The following is a 21,521-nucleotide window of genomic DNA, read 5'->3' as shown; positions in this document are numbered from 1 at the left end:
ATATAGAAGAACATACGTTCAAATCCGCAGGCAACTCGCAGTCAGTGTCTCGATTGTCCTGCGAGATTTGTAAGAGATGACTTACACGAATTCAGTGCCTGAAAGCGGCCTGTTTCCTGCATCCCCCTCAATAGCACTCAATCATCGTCTCCAATGCACAACGGGGCCGTGCCAGAAGGCACGACCCCGTTGCAAGTTACCCCTGCGATGCTGTGGGGCCGGAGCCCCTCATATCACAGGCGATTACTGACCCTTGATCTCTTTCAGGCCGTTGTAAGCCACGTCACCCAGCTGCTGCTCGATCACCAGCAGGCGGTTGTACTTGGCGACACGGTCAGAGCGGCACAGAGAGCCGGTCTTGATCTGGCCAGCACAGGTACCGACGGCGAGGTCGGCGATGGTGGTGTCTTCGGTCTCGCCACTGCGGTGGGAGATGACCGCGGTGAAGCCGGCGGCCTGCGCCATCTTGATCGCATCCAGGGTCTCGGACAGCGAGCCGATCTGGTTGAACTTGATCAGGATGGAGTTGCCGATGCCTTCATCGATACCACGACTCAGGATGCGCGTGTTGGTGACGAACAGGTCGTCGCCGACCAGCTGCACCTTGTCGCCCAGCTCGTCGGTCAGCATCTTCCAGCCTTCCCAGTCGGACTCGTCCATGCCGTCTTCGATGGAGACGATCGGATATTCCGCGGCCAGGCCGGCCAGATAGTCGACGAAACCACGTGCGTCGAAGCTCTTGCCTTCGCCGGACAGGTTGTACTGACCGTCCTTGTAGAACTCGGAAGACGCGCAATCCAGCGCCAGGGTCACATCGGTGCCCAGGGTGTAGCCCGCATCGCTGACGGCCTGCTTGATGACGGCCAGTGCTTCGGAGTTGGACGCCAGGTTCGGTGCAAAGCCACCTTCATCACCCACGGAGGTGCTCAGCTCGCGACCCTGCAGCACCTTCTTCAGCGCGTGGAAGATCTCGGCGCCGGTGCGCAGTGCTTCACGGAAGGTCGGCGCGCCGACCGGCTGGACCATGAACTCCTGGATGTCGACATTGTTGTCGGCATGCTCACCGCCGTTGATGATGTTCATCATCGGCACCGGCATGGAGTACTGGCCCGGCTGGCCGTAGAGCTCAGCGATGTGAGCATAGAGCTCGATACCCTTGGCCTGCGCTGCCGCCTTGGCAGCCGCCAGAGAGACTGCGAGAATCGCGTTGGCACCCAGCGATTCCTTGTTCTCGGTACCGTCCAGCGCCAGCATGGCATCGTCCAGCGCGCGCTGGTCGAGTGCATCCATGCCCACCAGGCGCTCGCGGATCGCGCCATTGACGGCTTCGACTGCCTTCAGCACGCCCTTGCCCAGATAACGGCTCTTGTCGCCATCACGCAATTCCAGCGCTTCACGCGAACCGGTGGAGGCACCGGAAGGCGCGCAGGCACTGGCGCGTTGGCCACCTTCCAGCACGACCTCGGCCTGTACGGTCGGGTTACCACGGGAATCGAGCACCTCAAGGGCGCGGATTTCGACGATATTGGCCATCTTGTGTCGTCCTCTACACGGGGGATTGAAACACCACGACGGGCATCTTGCCCATAGTGCAAAAAGGCCGCTCACACAGGGGTGAACGGCCAGTAGTCATGTTCAGCGAATATCCAGTGGCGCGAAGCCCTTGACCAGCGCATCCAATGATTGCAGCTGGCGCAGGAAGGGTTCGAGCTGGTCCAGCGGCAAGGCGCAGGGGCCGTCACACTTGGCGTTGTCAGGGTCCGGATGCGCCTCGAGGAACAGGCCTGCCAGCCCCAATGCGACACCGGAGCGTGCCAGATCGAAGACCTGCTCACGACGTCCGCCAGCGGAATCAGCCCGTCCACCCGGGCGCTGCAGCGAGTGGGTGACATCAAACAATACCGGTAGCCCCGTATCCTTCATCTCGGCCATGCCGAGCATGTCGACCACCAGATTGTTGTAACCGAAGCTGGAGCCACGCTCGCAGAGCAGAATCCGATCATTGCCCGCTTCACCGCACTTGGCGACGATATGGCGCATCTCGTGCGGCGCGAGGAACTGCGGCTTCTTGACGTTGATGACGGCGCCGGTGCGCGCCATGGCGACGACCAGGTCCGTCTGACGCGCCAGGAAGGCCGGCAGCTGGATGACATCGGCCACTTCCGCCACGGCCGCGGCCTGATGCGGCTCATGCACGTCCGTGATGATCGGCACACCGAAGCGCGACTTGATCTCGGCCAGGATCTCGAGCCCCTTCTCCATCCCGGGACCGCGGTAGGAGTGCATGGAGCTGCGGTTGGCCTTGTCGAAGCTGGCCTTGAAGACGTAAGGCATGCCCAGGCGCGACGTCACTTCGACATACTGCTCGGCGACTTCCAGCGCCAGCTCCCGCGATTCGAGCACGTTCATGCCACCGAAAAGCGTCATCGGACGATCGTTGGCGACTTGCAGACCCGCAAAATCTATCACGCGTTGTTCGTTGCTCATCTCTGCACCGTCCATCAAATCGTTGTCCATCGGCAATCTGCCTGATGATGCTCTGGCGAACATCAAGGCCTGAGCCACCGCGGAGAAGACCTACGGGCGCCACCCGGGGTGGCGCCCGCTCAACACCCTATCACTCGCCGCGAGTACGCGCCGCCTTGTGATTGAGCGCGGCATTCACGAACCCGGTGAACAGCGGATGGCCATCACGCGGCGTGGAGGTGAATTCCGGGTGGAACTGGCACGCCACGAACCACGGGTGATCCGGCAGTTCGACCATCTCGACCAGCGAGTTGTCGACGCTGCGGCCGGAGAAGATCAAGCCCGCTTCTTCCAGGGCCGGCACGAACTGGTCGTTGACCTCATAGCGGTGACGGTGACGCTCGACGATCTCGTCGCTGCCATAGGCCTGATGTGCCTTGGAGCCGTTGAGCAGGCTGCAGGCCTGGCCACCGAGACGCATGGTACCGCCCAGATCAGACGCCGCGTCGCGGGTCTCGATCTTGCCTTCCGGCGTCAGCCACTCGGTGATCAGACCGACCACCGGGTGCTGGGTGTCATGGGTGAACTCGGTAGAGTTGGCATCGCTCCAGCCCGCCACATTACGCGCGAACTCGATGACGGCAACCTGCATGCCCAGGCAGATGCCCAGATACGGCACCTTGTTCTCACGCGCGAAGCGCGCAGTGGCGATCTTGCCTTCCACGCCGCGCTCGCCGAAGCCGCCCGGCACCAGCACCGCGTCCTTGCCAATCAGACGATCAGTGCCGTTGCGCTCGATTTCCTCGGAGTCGATGAAGTCGACGTTGACCTTCACACGCCCCTGGATACCGGCGTGAATCAGCGCCTCGTTCAGCGACTTGTAGGCGTCGAGCAGCTCCATGTACTTGCCGACCATCGCGATGTTGATGGTCTTGAGCGGGTTGAGCTTGGCGTCGAGCACCGCGACCCACTCGGACATGTCGGCCTCTTTGGCCTCCAGGCGGAACTTGTCACAGACGATCTCGTCGAGGCCGGCTTCGTGGAGCATCAACGGAATGCGATAGATGGTGTCGGCATCCTGCAGGGAGACGACGGCACGCTCTTCGACGTTGGTGAACAGCGAGATCTTGCGACGCTCGCTTTCCTCGATCTCGACTTCGCTGCGGCAGATCAGGATATCCGGCTGGATACCGATGGAGCGCAGCTCCTTGACGCTGTGCTGGGTCGGCTTGGTCTTGGTCTCGCCGGCCGTCTTGATGTACGGCACCAGCGTCAGGTGCATGAAGAGTGCACGCTCGCCACCCAGCTGCGCACGCAGCTGACGGATGGACTCCAGAAACGGCAGCGACTCGATGTCACCCACGGTACCGCCGATCTCGACCAGTGCGACGTCATAGCCTTCACCGCCGGCGATCACGCGACGCTTGATCTCGTCGGTGATGTGCGGGATGACCTGCACCGTTCCACCGAGATAGTCACCGCGGCGCTCCTTGCGCAGCACGTGCTCGTAGACGCGACCGGTGGTGAAGTTGTTGCCCTGGGTCATGCGCGAGCGGATGAAACGCTCGTAGTGACCGAGGTCGAGGTCGGTTTCCGCGCCATCTTCGGTGACAAAGACTTCGCCGTGCTGGAACGGGCTCATGGTGCCCGGATCGACGTTGATGTACGGATCCAGCTTGAGGATGGTGACCTTGAGGCCACGGGCCTCGAGAATAGCCGCCAGCGAAGCGGATGCGATGCCCTTGCCAAGCGAGGACACAACGCCGCCCGTCACGAAGATAAATCGTGTCATGGAAACCTGCCGAAAACGTGAGCTGTAGGAGAGATCCGGGGGAACGGATCAGGATGGGTCGCCAGTCTAGCGGAAAGGCTGCTCCGGCTCAATTTGAATGCCACCACCTGCCCACCTCGCGTCGCCATCCGATGCGCCCGCCATCACGCATCAGGCCCGCCGTGGCGGGCCTGATGCGTGACTCGAGTCGACCTTTACACTTCCAGGAAATCAAGAATCCCTTCAGCGGCACGACGACCTTCATCGATGGCGGTCACCACCAGATCGGAGCCGCGCACCATGTCACCGCCAGCGAACACCTTGGCATTGGTGGTCTGGAAGGCATGACGCTCGGTGCTGGTCGCGATGCGACCACGCTCATCGACGGCGATGTCGAAGTCGGCGAACCACGGCGCAGGACTTGCCTGGAAACCGAAAGCCACGACCACGGCATCCGCCGGCAGAATCTCTTCAGACCCCGGCACCACTTCCGGACGCTGACGGCCATTGGCATCCGGCTCACCCAGACGGGTACGCACGACCTTGACGCCCTCGACCTTGCCATCACCGACCACTGCCACCGGCTGACGGTTGAAGAGGAAATCGACGCCCTCTTCGCGAGCATTGGTCACCTCACGGCGTGAACCCGGCATGTTGGCCTCATCACGACGGTAGGCACAGGTCACGCTTTCCGCGCCCTGGCGAATGGAGGTGCGGTTGCAGTCCATCGCGGTATCACCACCGCCGAGCACCACGACCTTCTTGCCTTCCATGGAGACGTAATCCGCCGGGTCCTTCTCGAAGCCCAGGCAGTGATTGACGTTGGCGATCAGGAAGTCGAGCGCCTTGTGCACGCCCGGCAGATCCTCACCCGGGAAGCCGCCACTCATGGCGTTGTAGGTGCCCATGCCCAGGAAGACGGCATCGTATTCCTCGAGCAGCGCATCGAAGGTCACATCACGCCCGACCTCGACGTTGAGACGGAACTCCATGCCCATCTCTTCGAAGATCTCGCGACGACGCGTCATCACGCCCTTCTCGAGCTTGAACTCCGGGATACCGAAGGTCAGCAGACCGCCGATTTCCGGATGGCGATCATAGATCACCGGACGCACACCATTGCGCACCAGGATATCGGCGGCACCGAGACCCGCCGGGCCTGCGCCGATGATGGCGACGCGCTTGTCGGTCCAGCTGACCTTGGACATGTCGGGGCGCCAGCCCATCGCGAAGGCGGTGTCGGTGATGTATTTCTCCACCGAGCCGATGGTGACGGCACCGAAGCCATCATTCAGGGTGCAGTCGCCCTCGCAGAGACGGTCCTGCGGGCAGACACGACCACAGACTTCCGGCAGCGAGTTGGTCTGGTGCGAAAGCTCGGCGGCTTCGAGGATATTGCCCTCGGAGACCAGCTTCAGCCAGTTGGGAATGTAGTTGTGTACCGGGCACTTCCACTCACAGTAGGGGTTGCCACAGCCCAGGCAGCGATGCGCCTGGCTGGCGGCTTCTACCGGCTTGAACTCGGCATAGATCTCGTTGAACTCGCGGGCACGCACGCGAGCATCTTTCTTCTGCGGGTCCTGACGACCCACATCGATGAACTGGAAGTCGTTGGCGAGCTGATTGGCCATGATGAATCCTCTCTCAAAATCCGGGCACCGTCGCGGTGCGGGCCCTCACCCGAGGCATGCAGGGGTGAGGGATGCGATCACTCCGGCTGACGCCGTGACTGGTCCAGCAGGCCGTTGAGGCTTGCTGCCTTCGGCTTGACCAACCAGAAGTGACGCACGAAGTCAGGGAAATCACGCAGGATGTCGCGCCCGCGCTCGGAGCCGGTCTCGGCCACATATTCCTCGATGACTTCGCGCAGATGGCGACGGTAGGCCTCCATGGCTTCGGTATTGATGCGGTGGATTTCCACCAGCTCGTGGTTGTACTTGTCGACGAAGTCGCGATTCTCGTCCAGCACGTAGGCGAAGCCGCCGGTCATGCCCGCACCGAAGTTGACGCCTGTCTCGCCCAGCACGCACACCAGACCACCGGTCATGTACTCACAGCAGTGGTCACCCGCGCCTTCGATGACGGCGTGCGCACCTGAGTTACGCACCCCGAAGCGCTCGCCGGCGGTGCCCGCGGCATACAGCCTGCCACCGGTCGCGCCGTACAGGCAGGTGTTGCCGATGATGGCGGTCTTGTGGCTCTCGAAGCGCGAACCACGCGGCGGCACGATGGTCAGCTTGCCGCCGTTCATGCCCTTGCCGACGTAATCGTTGGCGTCACCTTCCAGGTGCATCTCGAGTCCGTGCGCATTCCAGACACCGAAGCTCTGGCCTGCCACACCGGTCAGACTGACCTTGAGCGGCGAGCCCGCCAACCCGGCCTCGCCATAGCGCTTGGCGATTTCGCCCGAGACGCGCGCGCCCACCGAGCGATCGCAGTTGGTGACATGGAAGCTGAACTCGCCACCGCTGCGGCTGTCGATCGCCGATTCCATCGCGGCCAGCATCTCGAGGTTCTTGGCGCCGGGATCATGTGGCTCGTTGCGGCTGACCTGGCAGAACTGCGGCGCGTCCTTGGGCACGAAGTCATTGCCCAGCAACGGCGTGAGATCGAGACGACGCTGCGCGTTGGTCTCGCCTTCCAGCACTTCGAGCAGATCGGTACGACCGATCAGGTCGGTGATCTGACGCACGCCCAGCAGTGCCATCAGCTCGCGCACTTCCTCGGCGATGAAGCGGAAGTAGTGCTTGACCATCTCGACGGTGCCGCGGAAATGCTCGTCGCGCAGCGCCTGGTGCTGGGTCGCGACACCGGTGGCACAGTTGTTCAGGTGGCAGATACGCAGGTACTTGCAGCCCAGCGCGACCATCGGCGCGGTGCCGAAGCCGAAGCTCTCGGCGCCTAGGATCGCGGCCTTGACCACGTCCAGACCGGTCTTGAGGCCACCATCCGTCTGCAGGCGAATCTTGTGACGCAGCTGGTTGATGCGCAGCGCCTGGTGCACCTCGGGCAGCCCCAGTTCCCACGGGGAACCGGCATGCTTGATCGAGGTGATCGGGCTGGCTGCGGTGCCGCCGTCATAGCCGGAAACGGTGATCAGGTCGGCGTACGCCTTGGCGACACCGGTGGCGATGGTGCCGATCCCCGGCTCGGAAACCAGCTTGACCGAAACCTGCGCCGACGGATTGACCTGTTTGAGATCGAAGATCAGCTGCGCCAGATCCTCGATGGAATAGATATCGTGGTGCGGCGGCGGCGAGATCAGTGTCACCCCCGGCACGGCGTAGCGCAGACGTGCGATCAGGTCGTTGACCTTGCCGCCCGGCAGCTGACCGCCTTCACCGGGCTTGGCGCCCTGGGCGACCTTGATCTGCAGTACCTCGGCATTGACCAGGTACGCCGGCGTGACGCCGAAGCGACCGGAGGCGATCTGCTTGATCTTGGAGGAGCGCACGGTGCCGTAACGCGCCGGGTCTTCACCGCCCTCCCCGGAGTTGGAGCGCCCACCGGCCTCGTTCATGGCCTGGGCCAGCGCTTCATGTGCCTCGGGAGACAGGGCGCCAAGCGACATGCCGGCGCTGTCGAAGCGCGGCAACAGTGACTCGACGGACTCGACTTCCTCGATCGGCAGCGGCTCGGCGACCGGCTTGAGGGTCAGCAGGTCACGAATGGTCGCCACCGGGCGCTCGTTGACCAGGCGCGCGAATTCCTTCCACTTGCCGTAGTCACCCTGCTGCACGGCCTGCTGCAGCTTCACCACGACATCCGGGTTGTAGGCGTGGTATTCGCCGCCGTGCACGTACTTGACCAGCCCGCCCTGCTTGATGCGCTTGCGCGGTAGCCAGGCCTCACGGGCCAGTAGCTCCTGCTGGAACTGCAGCTCGGCAAAGCCGGCGCCTTCAATGCGCGAGGCCATGCCGGTGAAGCACATGTCCATGACTTCACTGTTGAGGCCGACCGCCTCGAACAACTGCGAGCCACGGTAGGAGCCGATGTGCGAGATGCCCATCTTGGACAGGATCTTGTAGAGGCCCTTCTGCATGCCCTTGCGATAGTTCTCGCGGGCATCCGCCGGATTGCCGGACAGCTCGCCAGTGCGATGCATGTCAGCCATCACCTGATAGGCAAGGTACGGGTAGACCGCCGTGGCGCCCACTCCGAACAGCACTGCCATCTGGTGCGCATCACGCGCATAGCCGGTCTCGATCACCAGGTTGACGCGCGGGCGCAGTGCCAGCCCGCCAAGGTAGTGATGGATGGCGCCAGTCGCCAGTGCGGCGTGGATCGGCAGCTGTCCCTTCTTCAAGCCACAGTCGCTGAGTACCAGGATCACCTTGCCATTGCGCGCCGCTTCCTCGGCCTGCTGACAGAGGCCCTTGAGCGCCTGCTTGAGGGAGTCCTGCGCCGGATCGTAGTGCAGCTTGAGCGTCTGGGAGGTGAAGGCCGGATCCTCGTGATTGACCAGCGCATTGAACTTGCGCGGTGACAGCACCGGCGTGGTCAGGATCAGGCGATGCGCGTGCTCCGGCGTCGCGTCGAAGATGTTGAGCTCGGCGCCACAGCAGGTTTCCAGCGACATCACGATCGCTTCACGCAGCGGATCGATCGGCGGGTTGGTGACCTGGGCAAACTTCTGGCGGAAGTAGTCGGTCAGCACGCGGTTCTGGCGCGACAGCACGGCCATCGGCGTGTCATCGCCCATGGAGCCGACCGCCTCCTGACCGCTCTCGGCCAGCGGGCGCAGCAGCTGATCGCGCTCCTCGAAGCTGACCTGGAACATCTTCTGGTAGACGTCCAGCTGATCGGCATCCATCGGCTGAAAACGCGCCAGCTCGGTCAATGCAGACTCGAGATAGTTGGCGTTCTCACGCAGCCAGCGCTTGTAGGGATGCGCGCCCTTCAGGCGCTCACTGACCTGATCGGTGTGCAGCACTTCACCGGTCTCGGTATCGACGCCCAGCACCTGCCCCGGCCCGACGCGCCCCTTGGCGACGACATCTTCCGGCTTGTAATCGTAGGTGCCGATCTCGGAGGCCAGAGTGATGAAGCCATTGCGCGTGATGACCCAACGCGCCGGACGCAAGCCGTTGCGGTCCAGCATGCAGACGGCGTGGCGACCGTCGGTGAGCACGATGCCCGCCGGGCCGTCCCAGGCCTCCATGTGCATGGAGTTGTATTCGTAGAAGGCACGCAGATCGGAGTCCATCTGCTCGACGTTCTGCCATGCCGGCGGCACCATCATGCGGATGGCGCGATAGATATCCATGCCACCGGTCAGCAGGACTTCCAGCATGTTGTCCATGCTGGAGGAATCGGAGCCGACAGTGTTGACGATCTCGTCCAGCTCGGCGATCTCGGGCAGCTGCTCGGAGACGAAGTTCTCCTTGCGCGCGTTGGCCCAGCCGCGGTTGGCCTCGATGGTATTAATCTCGCCGTTGTGGGCGAGGAAGCGGAACGGCTGGGCCAGCGGCCAGCGCGGCGCGGTGTTGGTCGAGAAGCGCTGGTGGAAGACACAGATCGCGGTCTCGAGACGCGGGTCGCCCAGGTCCTTGTAGAAACGCGGAAGATCTTCCGGCATCACCAGACCCTTGAAGGAGATGACCTTGCCGGAGAGCGAGCAGACGTAGAAGTCCTCTTCACTCTTCAGCGCCTGCTCGGCATGTCGGCGCGCCATGAACAGATCGACATTGAAGGCGATATCGGTGCGCTCGTCGGCGGCACCGACGAAGACCTGACGGATGCGCGGCAGGCAGTCGCGGGCCATCGGGCCGCACACGCTGTCATCTACCGGCATGTCGCGCCAGCCCAGCACCTCGAGGTTGCGCGCGCTCAGCGCCGACTCGAAGGCGTCACGCGCGGACTGTTCACGCGCGTCATCATTCGGCAGGAAAAGCGTGCCGACGGCATAACGAGTGCCCAGTTCCAGCCCGAGGGTTTCTCGAGCGATCTGGCGCATGAAGCCGTCCGGCATCTTGAGCAGCAGGCCACAGCCATCGCCGGTCTTGCCGTCAGCGGCAATCCCGCCACGGTGGGTCATGCAGGTCAGGGATTCAATGGCGGTCTGCAGCAGTTCGTGGCTCGCCTGCCCTTCCATATGGGCGATCAGGCCGAAGCCGCAGTTGTCGCGGAACTCTCCCGGATGGTGGAGACCTTTGTTCATGGGGCGTGCCTCACGGAGAAATCATGTGTCCAGATGCTTTTTTTCAAGCATTTTCCCGGTTATAGTTATCGGTTATCTTTATTTTTGTACCTGCCGATAGTGGCGCCATCAGTGTCGCTGCACGACGCCAGATTTCCCTCGAGCATATCCCCCAGCTTCCCGCCTGCGCAATTCTCCACAGGTCGCCCATCGACCAAAAAAACCTGACAAAACCGAAGGTTAGAAGAACCTTCAACCAAAAAACCCTGTAGGCTCAAGCGCTTAGCGGGTAGACATGCCTCATGAATTTCGCCTTGCAACTTTAGTATTGGTTAAATAAAAAACAGCGTTTTTATTCGATTTGCCCCATACCGATTACGCATACGGCATACCAATTCAGGAATCACGCTCCACCAATGACTCCGGCACGGCGCGCTGACACCCGCCAAAAGAAAAGCCGCCACCCAAAGGGTGACGGCTTGTGTGGTCGTGCAGCGCTCATGTACCAGCCGATGGCTGACCAGAGTCTCGTAGCCGGTGTCAGTATCAACGAGAGCTGCGTGGCCAGTGCTCCAGCATGTCGGCCAGCACGCCGGCTGGCGCCTCTTCGGTAATCACCGCTCGGCCGATGCGCTCAAGCAGGATCAGGCGCAGACGACCATCGACATTCTTCTTGTCCAGTTGCATGTGCTTGAGGAAGTCCTCGACACCCATGTCTTCCGGAGCCGCCAGCGGCAAGCCTGCCTTGGCGATGATGTGCGAGACACGCTCCACATCCGCACTCGACAGCCAGCCCATGCGCGCCGAAAGCTCAGCCGCCATCAGCATGCCGGTGCCGACGGCTTCACCGTGCAGCCAGACGCCATAGCCCTGGTCCGTCTCGATGGCATGCCCGAAGGTGTGGCCCAGATTGAGCAGCGCACGCACGCCCTGCTCGGTCTCGTCCTGCGCCACGACATCCGCCTTGATGGCACAGCTGCGGCGAATGGCTTCACCGAGCAGGGTCTCGTCCAGCGCCATCAGGGCCGTCATGTTGTCTTCCAGCCAGCTCAGGAAGCTTTCATCCCACAGCAGACCATACTTGATGACCTCGGCCATGCCCGCTGACAGCTCACGCTGCGGCAATGTCTTGAGGCTTGCAGTGTCGATCAGCACCAGACGCGGCTGCCAGAAGGCGCCCAGCATGTTCTTGCCACGCGGATGGTTGACACCGGTCTTGCCGCCCACCGAGGAATCCACCTGCGACAGCAGCGTGGTCGGCACCTGGATGAAAGCCGCACCCCGCTGATAGCAGGCCGCCGCGAAGCCGGTCATGTCACCGATCACACCGCCACCGAGGGCGATCAAGGTACAGCGGCGATTGAAGCCGGCCTCGAGCAGGGCATCCCAGATCAGGCCGATGCTGGCCATGTGCTTGGTCTGTTCACCGTCGTCGAGAATGACCTCGCGGATATCGAGCCCCTCGCCCAACGAGGCCTTCAAGGCGTCCAGATACAGCGGCGCCACTACGCTGTTGGTGACGATCATCACCTGACGCCCCGCAAGGTGCTCACGAATCAGATCACCACGTGCGGTCAGGCCCGGCCCGATATGAATGGGGTAACTACGCTCGCCGAGCGCGACATCAAGACGATGAGCAGGTGCCAGGGACATCAGAATTCTCCTTGGGCAAACAGATGACAGCGACGGATGCCCGCCAGGGCCACCAGCCGCTGATGAGACTAGCCAGGGGCGTGCAACGGATCAGCCAGCGCCTTGATGCGGCGACGGATCTCGTTGGTGACCGCCCGAGGGCTGCGCCGATCGGTACGCACGATGATATCGGCCGTCTCGCGGTAAAGCGGGTCACGCAACTCGAACAGGCGCTTGAGCACCCGCCCGGGGTCATCCTGCTGCAACAGCGGACGATTGCGATCACGACCGGCTCGCTTGAGCTGCTGTTCGACAGGCGCGTAGAGGTACACGACAGTGCCGCGTTCGCGCAGTACGCGCCGATTGGCCTCCGCCATGATGGCGCCACCACCGGTGGCCATCACGACTTCCCTGAGCGAGGTCAGCTCATCGATGACAGCCTGCTCACGCTCACGAAAGCCGGACTCGCCCTCGACGTCGAAAATCCACGGGATGCTGGCTCCGCAGCGGTCTTCAATCACATGGTCGCTATCGCAAAATTCACGATGCAAGTCGGCCGCCAGCAGGCGGCCGATAGTGCTCTTGCCGGCCCCCATGGGGCCGACAAGGAATACGTTGGGAATCACATGCATCAGCGCACCGCCAGGCCGTCCTCGATGATCTTCGGAGTAATGAATACCAGCAATTCTACCTTCTCGTTGGACTCTTCGGTATAGCGGAACAGATTCCCGATCACCGGCAGGTCCCCGAGGAAGGGCGTCTTGAAGACGCTGCGAATCTGCTCAGAGGTCAGAATGCCGCCCAGCACTACGGTTTCGCCGTCATTGACCAGCACTTGCGTCTCGATTTCATTGGTATCGATGGCCGGTTCGCCATTGAAGCTGTCATCGGAGACATCGTCATTGTTGATCAACAGATCCATGATGATGCGGTTGTCAGGTGTGATCTGCGGCGTCACTTCCAGCGCCAGCACCGCTTCCTTGAACTCGATGTTGGTCGCACCGCTGGAGGTCGCCTCCTCATAGGGAATTTCCTGACCCTGCTTGATGACGGCCTTCTTCTGGTTGGCGGTGATGATCTTGGGCTGGGAAATGGTCTGGCTCTTGCCTTCGCTTTCCAGCGCCGAGAGCTCCAGGTCGAGCAGGATATCGCCGGACAGGTAACCGAAGCTGAAGGTGCTTCCCGGATCGCTGTCATCGCCGAGATTGACACTCAGGCCGCCATCACTGGTCGTACCGGTCGACGCGCCTTCCAGGCCGAACTTGCCGTTGCTGCTGTTGGAAAGCCCCCAATTGACACCGATCTCGCTGGAGACACTGCTGCGCGCGATGACGATGCGCGCTTCGATCTGCACCTGACGCACCGGAATATCGAGATATTCCAGCGTGCCGCGAATGGACTCGAGCGTGTCGCGGGTATCCTGGATCAGCATGGTGTTGGTGCGCTCATCGACCATCACGCGGCCCCGCTCGGACAGCAGACCGATACCCCCCTCACCACGCAACAACGCCGCCAGGTCCGCCGCCTTGGCGTAACGCACCTGGATGTATTCGGTGGTCATCGGCGCCAGCTCCTTGACCTGCTGGTTCGCCTCAAGCTCCTTGCGCTCGAGTGCCGCCAGCTCTTCGGCCGGCGCGACCATCAGCACGTTGCCCATGCGACGACTGGCCAGACCGTTGGACTTGAGCACCAGATCCAGCGCCTGATCCCAGGGTACTTCCTTCAGGTTCAGGGTCACGTTGCCGGTGACGTTGTCACTGGCGACCAGATTGAGCCCCGTGAAGTCAGCGATGATCTGCAGCACGGAGCGCACTTCGATGTTCTGGAAGTTGAGCGAGATCTTCTTTCCGGTGTAGGGGAACTTGTCCTTGATGCGCTCCGCCTGCTCTTCACGCGTCAGCGGCTTGACCTCGAGCACCAGCTCGTTGCCTGCCTGGGTGGCAAGCTGGGTGTAGTAGCCACTGGCGTCCACCACCAGGCGCACGCCATCGCGGGTACGCTGCGGATCGATACGCGTCACCGGCGTAGCGAAATCGCCGACATCCAGCACCTGATTCATCTCCGGCGGCAGCTTCACGCCCTTGATATCGACGTAGATCTTGCGCCCGCGCTCGGTGACACGCGATTCGACGTTGGAGCGGTTGAAGTTGATCACGACGCGACCTTCACCATCCGTGCCACGACGGAAATCGATGCCACTGACGGCCGGCTCGCTGGCCACTTCCAGGGCACGGTTGTCAGGCGGCACGTTGGCGGCGCTCGCCTGGGAGGCAGCCGCAGGCTGAGCGCCCGGCGCACCGCCCTGCTCACCGATGATGACGTAGAGGCTGTTGCCCTCGGTGCGCGTGACGTACGGCTTGGACTGGTTGAGTTTCATGACCAGACGCGTGCGCGAGCCGGCCTCCAGCGCCACCAGCTCGTCGACGCCGCTGAGCCCCAGATCGAAGCGACGCTTGTCGAGCTGACTGCTGGTATCCAGGAGGTCGATGGTGATGCGCGGCGGCGTCTCGATACGGTAGCCCTTGACCTCCGGCACTCCGCCGACGAAGTCGAGCTTGAGCTCCATGCGGTCGCCCCCGAGGGCGGTGAAGTTGAGGTCCTGCAGCGACGACGCAGCCATCGCCACATTCGCCATCAGGCTACCGACTGCCGCCAGCCCCAGCAGACTCATTCGTTGCAATCGCGTCATGTTCCCTAGTCCCCTGTCTCGCCGTGGCTCCGTTCAACCGTCGGGCTGATCGCGCCTTATTCTTATCGAAGCGTTATGGTGTCGGTCGCCAACTCTTGCGGGTCGACCGTTCGTCTTCCGTGACAATATGGCTACTGCCAACGCCAGTGATCTCAACCACCTGTCGAGACGGGCTCTTTCAGCGCCATGGCGCGAGACCGCTCTATCCAACCGCCCTGACCATTGGGCACGATTTCCACCATATCGATCTGCGTATCACCGATACGAGTGATCCTGCCGAAGTTGCTGCCCATATGATTGCCGACCCGCACACGCTGGACTTCCTGCTCCGGCGTCAGAATCAACGCCGAACGCGCACCATCGACATCCAGCGTCCCGACCATGCTGAGCTGCTCCATCGGCCAGGCTTCCAGTGGCTCACGAGGGCGATCGAGGTCCGGTCGCACACCGTTGTCGACGGCCGTCAGCTCCTCTTCGGGCTCCGGCAGGCGTGACTGGAAAGGACTGCGCGCATCCGCCATGTCATAGGTGACGGGATGATACTCGGGTTGCGGCGGCAGCTCCTGCACCTTGCCGGAAGGACGCCCTCTCAAGGACTCGAGCTCCCCCTCCAGCGCACCCAGCTGCGGATCTCCACAACCCGCCAGCAGAGTGACCAGCAACATGCTTCCCATCACGGCATTTCGACGTGTCATCAGGCTCATTGCTTGCCTCCTGATGTTGCCGGGGTCTGACGATAGTTGTAGGTCTTGGCCAGCAGAGAAAGCTCGAGATCATCACTGTTGGCGACCGGCGTCAGCACGAAATCATGCAGCGTCACGATGCGGGAAAGCCCCGCGACACCGGAAATGAAGGCGGCGATACGATGATAGTCGCCGCGCACCTTGATATCGAAAGGTTGTTCGACGTAGAAGTTGCGATTCTCCGCCGGCTTCAGACGAATGTACTCGACCGCCAGCTGGTTGTTGATCGCCGTCTCGCTGATGTCATCCAGCAGCGCCGGGACTTCCGCGTCGGTGGGCAGCATCTCCAGCAGCTGTCCCATGCGGGACTCCAGCTCCACCATCTGCTCGCGCATGGCCGGCAGGTTGGCGGCCTTGAACGCCTTGCTTTCGAACTGTTGCAGCAGCTGACTTTCCTGGGCGCGCAGACGTTCGAGGTTTTCTGCCTTGGGCGCCGCGAGGAACCAATGGGACGCCCAGAACAGGGCGCCCAGCACGATGAGTGCCAGCACGGCCTGCAGGGTGACCGGCCAGATGCCGGCTTCCTTCAGGTCTAGATCACGAAAATCCGTCGACTTGAGGCGGCGGATTTCAGCATCGATGAAACTCATCGCCGACCTCCTTTCTTGTCATTTTCCGCATCGGCAGCATTCAGCGCCGACCCCGTCGGGCGCTCCGGAATCATGATATTGAAACTGCGCTGATCGTCGTCATTGCTCTGCACATCGGAGAGCGTCGGGGTGCCGAAGGAATCCGACAGGGCAATGGCGCGCATCAGGCCCGAGACCTGGCGCGTGCTTTCCGCCGTGCCATTCGCCTTGAGCTGGCGCCCACTGCGACTGATGCTCTGATACCAGGCGCCGTCCACCAGAGACGTCACCAGCTGATTGAAGACCCGCACCGTTTCCGGACGCGAGAATTGCAGACTGCGTATCAGCTCTATCTGGTCGAGCATCTGGGTACGGCGCGCCTCGATGTCCTCGACTTCCTTGATGTCACGATTGAGGCGGGCCATTTCCTTCTCGATGAAGGCATGCCGCTGCTGCTGCGCCTCGAGCTGGCTCTGGTAATACTCGCTCATGCCATAGCCGCCACCGATGCCGACGACAGCCGCCAGCGCCAGTATGCCCATGAAGCGCTTGCTGCGCTTCTCACGCCGGTCTTCACGCCAGGAAAGCAGATTGATCTCGATGGTCATGAGCGCTTCCTCATCGCAAGACCGCAGGCCGTGAGCATCGCGGGGGCATCGCCCGCCAGCGCCTGGATGTCGACGCGCGGATTGACGCTCATGTGAGTGAAGGGGTTGGCCATGATCACTTCAAGCCCGGTGTGTTCCGCCAGGCCTTCACGCAGCCCGACGATGGCGGCCGTACCGCCTCCGAGCAGGATACGCTGCACCTCACGACGCTTGCCGGCGGTGTAATAGAGCTGCAGCGAACGTGCAATCTGCTGGATGAGCGTCTCGCGGAACGGACCTAGCACTTCGCTGTCATAGGTATCCGGCAGACCGCCCCGCTTCTTGGCCAGACCCGCCTCATCATTGGAGAGATCGAAGCGATTCATGATCTCGTCCGTCAGCTGGCGTCCCCCGAAGACGGCGTCGCGACTGTAGACGATGCGGCCATTCTGGATGACGTGGAAGGCGGTCATCGTCGCACCGATATCGACGACGGCAACGCACTCTTCGTTGTCATAGGTCGGCGGCAACTGATGACGCAGCTCGCCGAAGGCGCGCTCGAGGGAGAAGGTCTCGACATCGACGGCAGCCGGCTCGAGGCCGGCCTGGGAGAGTGCCGAGGTCAGCTGATCGACGTCCAGGCTGCGACACGCCACCAGCAGCAGGTCCTGCTGATCGGGATTGCGTGGATTGACGCCCAGATGCTGGAAGTCGAACGCGACATCGTTCAGCGGAAAGGGAAAGTGCTTCTCGGACTCGAGCGCGATGCGCTGTTCGATCTCGTCATCGGCGAGATTGGCCGGGAAGCTCAGTGTCTTGGTGATGGCTGCGCTCGCGGGAACCGCGACCACGGCACGCTTCGAGCGCGGCTGTGCCTGCTCGACCGCGCGCTTGATGGCCAGTACGACTTCGTCCATGTCCCGTATACGTCGCTCGACGACTGCGCCTTCCTTGAGTGGACGCACCGCATAGCTATCGATCTGGTATCGATTTCCTTGCCTGGACAGCTCCAGGAGCTTCACCGTGGCCGACGTGATATCGACCCCGATGAGTCCCTTGCCGGCGGATTTGAGTCCCAGCAATTGGCGTTCCCCTGCTCTGATGACGATCTTGCCAGACTGGCTGGCCGCCGGTTCCCTGACGACGTTGCCGCGACACCCTCTATCATTCCAGGATGTTACATTATGTTTCCCAGAATAACACAACAGACGCGCAAGTCAGGGTTCAACGCTGGCCGCATCTGAACCCGCTACTTATAATGCCCCAGCAATGGAATTGCCAATCCCGCGCAGCCACTCGCTTTTCTTACCCACGGACCCTGTCTTGCCCATGAAGCTATTGAGACGACTATTTTCGCCAGTGTTCTGGCTGCTGCTATCACTATGTGCCGCGGGACTTCTGGCCATCGTTGGCGCTTCGCTGTACTTCTCGCCAGGCCTGCCCGACGTCCATCAGCTACAGGATACCAAGCTGCAGACGCCGCTGCGCATCTATACCCGCGATGGCAAGCTGATCGGCGAATACGGTGACCAGCGCCGCATCCCGGTCACCTACGACGAGATTCCCGAGACCTTCGTCGACGCCCTCCTCGCCGCCGAGGACAGCAACTTCTTCTCCCACCCGGGCATCGACCCCAAGGGACTGGCGCGCGCGGCCGTGCAACTGGCCTCCAGCGGCAGCATCCAGTCCGGTGGCAGTACCATCACCATGCAGGTGGCGCGCAACTATCTGCTGACGCTGGACCAGACCTTCACGCGCAAGATTCGCGAGATCCTGCTATCCCTGCAGATGGAAGAGATCCTCTCCAAGCAGGAGATCATGGAGCTCTACGTCAACAAGATCTTCCTGGGCCATCGTGCCTACGGGATCGCCGCCGCTGCGCGCACCTACTACGACAAGTCACTGGATGAGCTGACCCTGGCCGAGCAGGCCATGCTGGCCGGCCTGCCCAAGGCGCCGTCGAGCTTCAACCCGCTGACCAACCCGCAGCGCGCGTTGATCCGTCGCAACTGGATCCTGCTGCGCATGAAGGAGCTGGGTTACATCGAGCCGCAGGCCTATGACGAAGCCGTCAAGGCACCGATCACCGCGGCACGCCACTACTCCAGACCAGAGGTCCAGGCACCCTACGTCGCGGAAATGGCACGCAGCTTCGCCGTCGATCGTTTCGGCGACAAGGCCTACACCGACAACGTTCGCATCACCACGACGCTGGACAGCTCGCTGCAACCAATGGCACGCGACGCGCTGATCAAGGGCCTGATCGCCTACGATACTCGCCATGGTTGGCGCGGGGTCGAGGAATCCGACATCGCAGCCTCCCTGGCGGAAGCCCAGGACCAGACCGATCAGGCCGGCCTCGAGGAAGAGCTCTCCAAGTCGCCGGAAGTGCTGGAAACCGCCAAGCAGGCGGCCCAGAAGAGCGAGAAGCGTATCGCCGGCATCGACCGTGATGTCTCGAACTGGCTGAAAGTGCTCGACCGTACCCCGGATTACGGCCCGCTGAAGGCCGCCATCGTGGTGGAAAGCACCGGCAAGCAGATGAAGGTACTGCTGGCCGACGCCACCGCCGTGACCCTCGACTGGGACGGTCTGAAGTGGGCACGCGAGTACAAGAGCGCTAAATGGCGTGGCGGCGTGCCGGGCTCGGCCGCCGAGATCGCCAAGGCCGGTGATCTGGTACGCGTGATCAAGCAGGACAACGGCTACCGTCTGGGCCAGCTGCCGGACGCGCAATCCGCCATCGTCTCGCTGGACCCGGAAAGTGGCGCAATCCTCGCCTTGCAAGGTGGCTTCAGCTATTCCGCCAGCAAGTTCAACCGCGCGATTCAGGCACGCCGCCAGGCAGGCTCGATCTTCAAGCCGTTCGTCTATCTGTCCGGGCTCGAACAGGCCGGCATGTCTCCGGCCACCATCATCAACAACGCCCCTGTCGTGCTTCAGGATGGTGGCAAGGTGTGGCGTCCGGAAAATGCCGGCGGCAAGTTCACCGGCCCGACCCGTATCCGCGTGGGGCTGTACCGCTCGCTGAACCTGGTCTCCGTGCGTCTGCTGCAGACGGTCGGCCTCGACAAGACGCTCGACTTCCTGGTCAAGCTCGGCTTCCAGCGTGACGAGCTGCCCAATGGTCTGTCCCTGGCACTGGGCAGCGCCTCGCTGACCCCGCTGGAGATGGCACGCGGCTATGCCGTGCTCTCCAATGGCGGCTTCCGTGTCGAGCCCTGGTACATCGATACCATCACGCGTGGCGATGACGAGACCGACTATGAAGCGCATCCGCCGGTAGCCTGCGCCAACTGTGCGCCGGGCATGGTCACCGTCAATCGTGACGGTCGCCAATACCCGCTGGCCGAGCGCGTCGCCTCACCCGAATCCATGTATCTGATCCGTGACATGATGCAGGATGTCATCAAGCGCGGTACTGGCCGTGGTGCCCTGGCACTGGGTCGTGATGACCTGGCCGGCAAGACCGGTACCACCAACGACCAGCGCGATGCCTGGTTCTCCGGCTTCAACAGCAAGCTGGTGGCCACGGTATGGGTCGGCAAGGACTCCAACGACACCCTGGCCGAGTATGGCGCCCAGGCCGCCCTGCCCATCTGGGTCGACTACATGCGCGGCGCCCTCAAGGGCATGCCGTCCTCCACCATGGAGCGTCCGGACAACATCGTGACGGCGACCATCGATCCGGACACCGGCAAGCGCCTGCGCAGCGGTCAGTCCGGCGGCATCAGTGAGCTGTTCCGCAAGGATAATCTGCCGCCCTATCAGGAACGCACTATCCGCAAGGAGCTGGAGCAGGAAAGCGGTTCGGAAGGCACCGGAACTTTCGAGGCCATCTTCTGATCTGATCTCCAGACCTCGCCTGCCAGCCTCATCGGCAGGGGGAGAGCCCAAGGAAGAGCGGCCGCTGGTCGCTCTTCTGCCATCTGAGCATTCGCAAGGCTCCCCCGTATCGCGATCCACTGGTAGCGTCCGTATGACGCACCAGACCGCCTCGCTCAGCAAGCGTCATCTCGCAGCCACATTGCCGATGATGATGTCATGCCTCAAACATGCCGGAGTTCGCATGCTTCACCCATTGCCCACACTGCGCAGGACCGCGTTTCTGTGCCTGGCCCTGCTTCCCCTCGACACGGCTGTCGCAGACGACCTCTTCTACGCACCGCCACCCGCCAGCGAGGACTCTGAGCCCTTCAGCGGCCAGGCCGAGCTGGGCTTCACCAAACTATCGGGCAACTCGAACAGCGAGACCCTGTTGGGCAAGACCAGCCTGTCCTGGCACCTGAAACCCTGGACCCACACCTTCCGTGTGGAGGCCAAGCACGTCTCCAGCAGTGGCGAGACCACAACCGACAAGTACCTGGTCGGCCAGCGCGAGCGCTATGACCTCAGCGATGATCACTACGCCTTCGGGCTGCTGCGCTGGGAGAAGGAGCGCTTCTCCGGCTACAACCACCAGGTCACCTCCATCGTCGGTGAAGGCATCACCATACTGGATGGCCCCGAGCACAACCTCTCCCTCGAGGCCGGGCCGGGCTATCGCTTCGATGACATCACGGCAGGGGATCACGAGAACTACCTGCTGGGCTATGGCGCGATGGACTACCGCTGGCAGCTGTCCGATACCTCCAAGTTCGAGCAGCAGTTCTCGGCAGAGGCCACGCGCGAGAACGTGATCAGTCGCAGCTATACCGCGCTGACGGTCGCCATCAATGCAAGCCTCGCCCTCAAGCTTTCCCATGAGATCGAGAACAACACCAACCCGCCCGACGAGTCGGATGCCAAGACCGACACCACCACGGCGGCGTCCATCCTCTACAGCTTCTGAGCACAGGCCTGACGCCTGTCCGCACAGGCGCCAGTCGCTGGTGGCTCTAGCTCTAGGCTGAAAGCAGCCACCAACAAAAAGCCCTCGCCGGAAA

14 protein-coding genes are annotated in these 21,521 nt (G+C 62.3%); 2 read left to right on the top strand and 12 right to left on the bottom strand.

The features are described 5' to 3' along the window. Positions 1-243: 243 nt before the first annotated feature. The 12 genes from eno to pilM form a co-directional block, all read right to left on the bottom strand. Positions 244-1,533 carry a phosphopyruvate hydratase gene (gene eno, locus CDPAHKCJ_RS02940; RefSeq protein WP_043332946.1) on the bottom strand — a complete coding sequence of 430 codons (1,290 nt, stop codon included), beginning with the start codon at positions 1,531-1,533 and terminating at the stop codon, positions 244-246. Between the two features lie 102 nt (positions 1,534-1,635). After that, positions 1,636-2,487 (bottom strand): 3-deoxy-8-phosphooctulonate synthase, encoded by an 852-nt coding sequence (gene kdsA / locus CDPAHKCJ_RS02935; RefSeq protein ID WP_166018644.1) that lies wholly within the window; start codon positions 2,485-2,487, stop codon positions 1,636-1,638. A gap of 130 nt (positions 2,488-2,617) precedes the next feature. Then, positions 2,618-4,258, bottom strand: coding sequence for a CTP synthase (locus tag CDPAHKCJ_RS02930; RefSeq protein ID WP_043332948.1), 1,641 nt, complete (start codon positions 4,256-4,258; stop codon positions 2,618-2,620). A gap of 194 nt (positions 4,259-4,452) precedes the next feature. Then, positions 4,453-5,868 carry an FAD-dependent oxidoreductase gene (locus tag CDPAHKCJ_RS02925; RefSeq protein WP_166018643.1) on the bottom strand — a complete coding sequence of 472 codons (1,416 nt, stop codon included), beginning with the start codon at positions 5,866-5,868 and terminating at the stop codon, positions 4,453-4,455. Positions 5,869-5,945: 77 nt separating this feature from the next. Continuing rightward, the gene (gene gltB, locus CDPAHKCJ_RS02920) at positions 5,946-10,397 is read right to left on the bottom strand and encodes a glutamate synthase large subunit (RefSeq protein ID WP_166018642.1); all 4,452 of its coding nucleotides are present in this window, start codon (positions 10,395-10,397) and stop codon (positions 5,946-5,948) included. A gap of 525 nt (positions 10,398-10,922) precedes the next feature. Next, a complete protein-coding gene (gene aroB / locus CDPAHKCJ_RS02915) occupies positions 10,923-12,029 on the bottom strand; it encodes a 3-dehydroquinate synthase (RefSeq protein ID WP_166018641.1) in 1,107 nt (368 codons plus the stop codon). Between the two features lie 68 nt (positions 12,030-12,097). After that, a complete protein-coding gene (gene aroK, locus CDPAHKCJ_RS02910; RefSeq protein WP_054556506.1) occupies positions 12,098-12,640 on the bottom strand; it encodes a shikimate kinase AroK in 543 nt (180 codons plus the stop codon). After that, complete coding sequence (locus CDPAHKCJ_RS02905) at positions 12,640-14,697, bottom strand: type IV pilus secretin PilQ family protein (RefSeq protein WP_166018640.1); 2,058 nt, start codon at positions 14,695-14,697, stop codon at positions 12,640-12,642. The genes aroK and CDPAHKCJ_RS02905 overlap by 1 nt, the downstream gene beginning before the upstream one ends. Before the next feature lie 152 nt (positions 14,698-14,849). Next, positions 14,850-15,401, bottom strand: a complete 552-nt coding sequence (locus CDPAHKCJ_RS02900) for a pilus assembly protein PilP (RefSeq protein ID WP_166018639.1) — start codon at positions 15,399-15,401, stop codon at positions 14,850-14,852. Next, positions 15,398-16,030 (bottom strand): type 4a pilus biogenesis protein PilO, encoded by a 633-nt coding sequence (locus CDPAHKCJ_RS02895; protein ID WP_166018638.1) that lies wholly within the window; start codon positions 16,028-16,030, stop codon positions 15,398-15,400. The genes CDPAHKCJ_RS02900 and CDPAHKCJ_RS02895 overlap by 4 nt, the downstream gene beginning before the upstream one ends. Continuing rightward, positions 16,027-16,617, bottom strand: coding sequence for a PilN domain-containing protein (locus CDPAHKCJ_RS02890; RefSeq protein WP_166018637.1), 591 nt, complete (start codon positions 16,615-16,617; stop codon positions 16,027-16,029). The genes CDPAHKCJ_RS02895 and CDPAHKCJ_RS02890 overlap by 4 nt, the downstream gene beginning before the upstream one ends. Next, on the bottom strand, positions 16,614-17,678 hold the full coding sequence (gene pilM, locus CDPAHKCJ_RS02885) for a type IV pilus assembly protein PilM (protein WP_107335932.1): 1,065 nt from the start codon (positions 17,676-17,678) through the stop codon (positions 16,614-16,616). Before pilM ends, CDPAHKCJ_RS02890 begins: the two co-directional genes overlap by 4 nt. A 247-nt stretch (positions 17,679-17,925) precedes the next feature. Between pilM and CDPAHKCJ_RS02880 the strand changes: the two genes are divergently transcribed. Both CDPAHKCJ_RS02880 and CDPAHKCJ_RS02875 read left to right on the top strand, forming a co-directional pair. Next, positions 17,926-20,442 (top strand): penicillin-binding protein 1A, encoded by a 2,517-nt coding sequence (locus CDPAHKCJ_RS02880; RefSeq protein ID WP_166018636.1) that lies wholly within the window; start codon positions 17,926-17,928, stop codon positions 20,440-20,442. Between the two features lie 223 nt (positions 20,443-20,665). Further along, positions 20,666-21,427, top strand: coding sequence for a DUF481 domain-containing protein (locus tag CDPAHKCJ_RS02875; RefSeq protein WP_043332961.1), 762 nt, complete (start codon positions 20,666-20,668; stop codon positions 21,425-21,427). Positions 21,428-21,521: the final 94 nt, after the last annotated feature.

Source organism: Cobetia sp. MB87, from assembly GCF_011319755.1.
Lineage (GTDB): Bacteria > Pseudomonadota > Gammaproteobacteria > Pseudomonadales > Halomonadaceae > Cobetia.
This window is presented reverse-complemented; position numbering and strand designations above follow the sequence as displayed.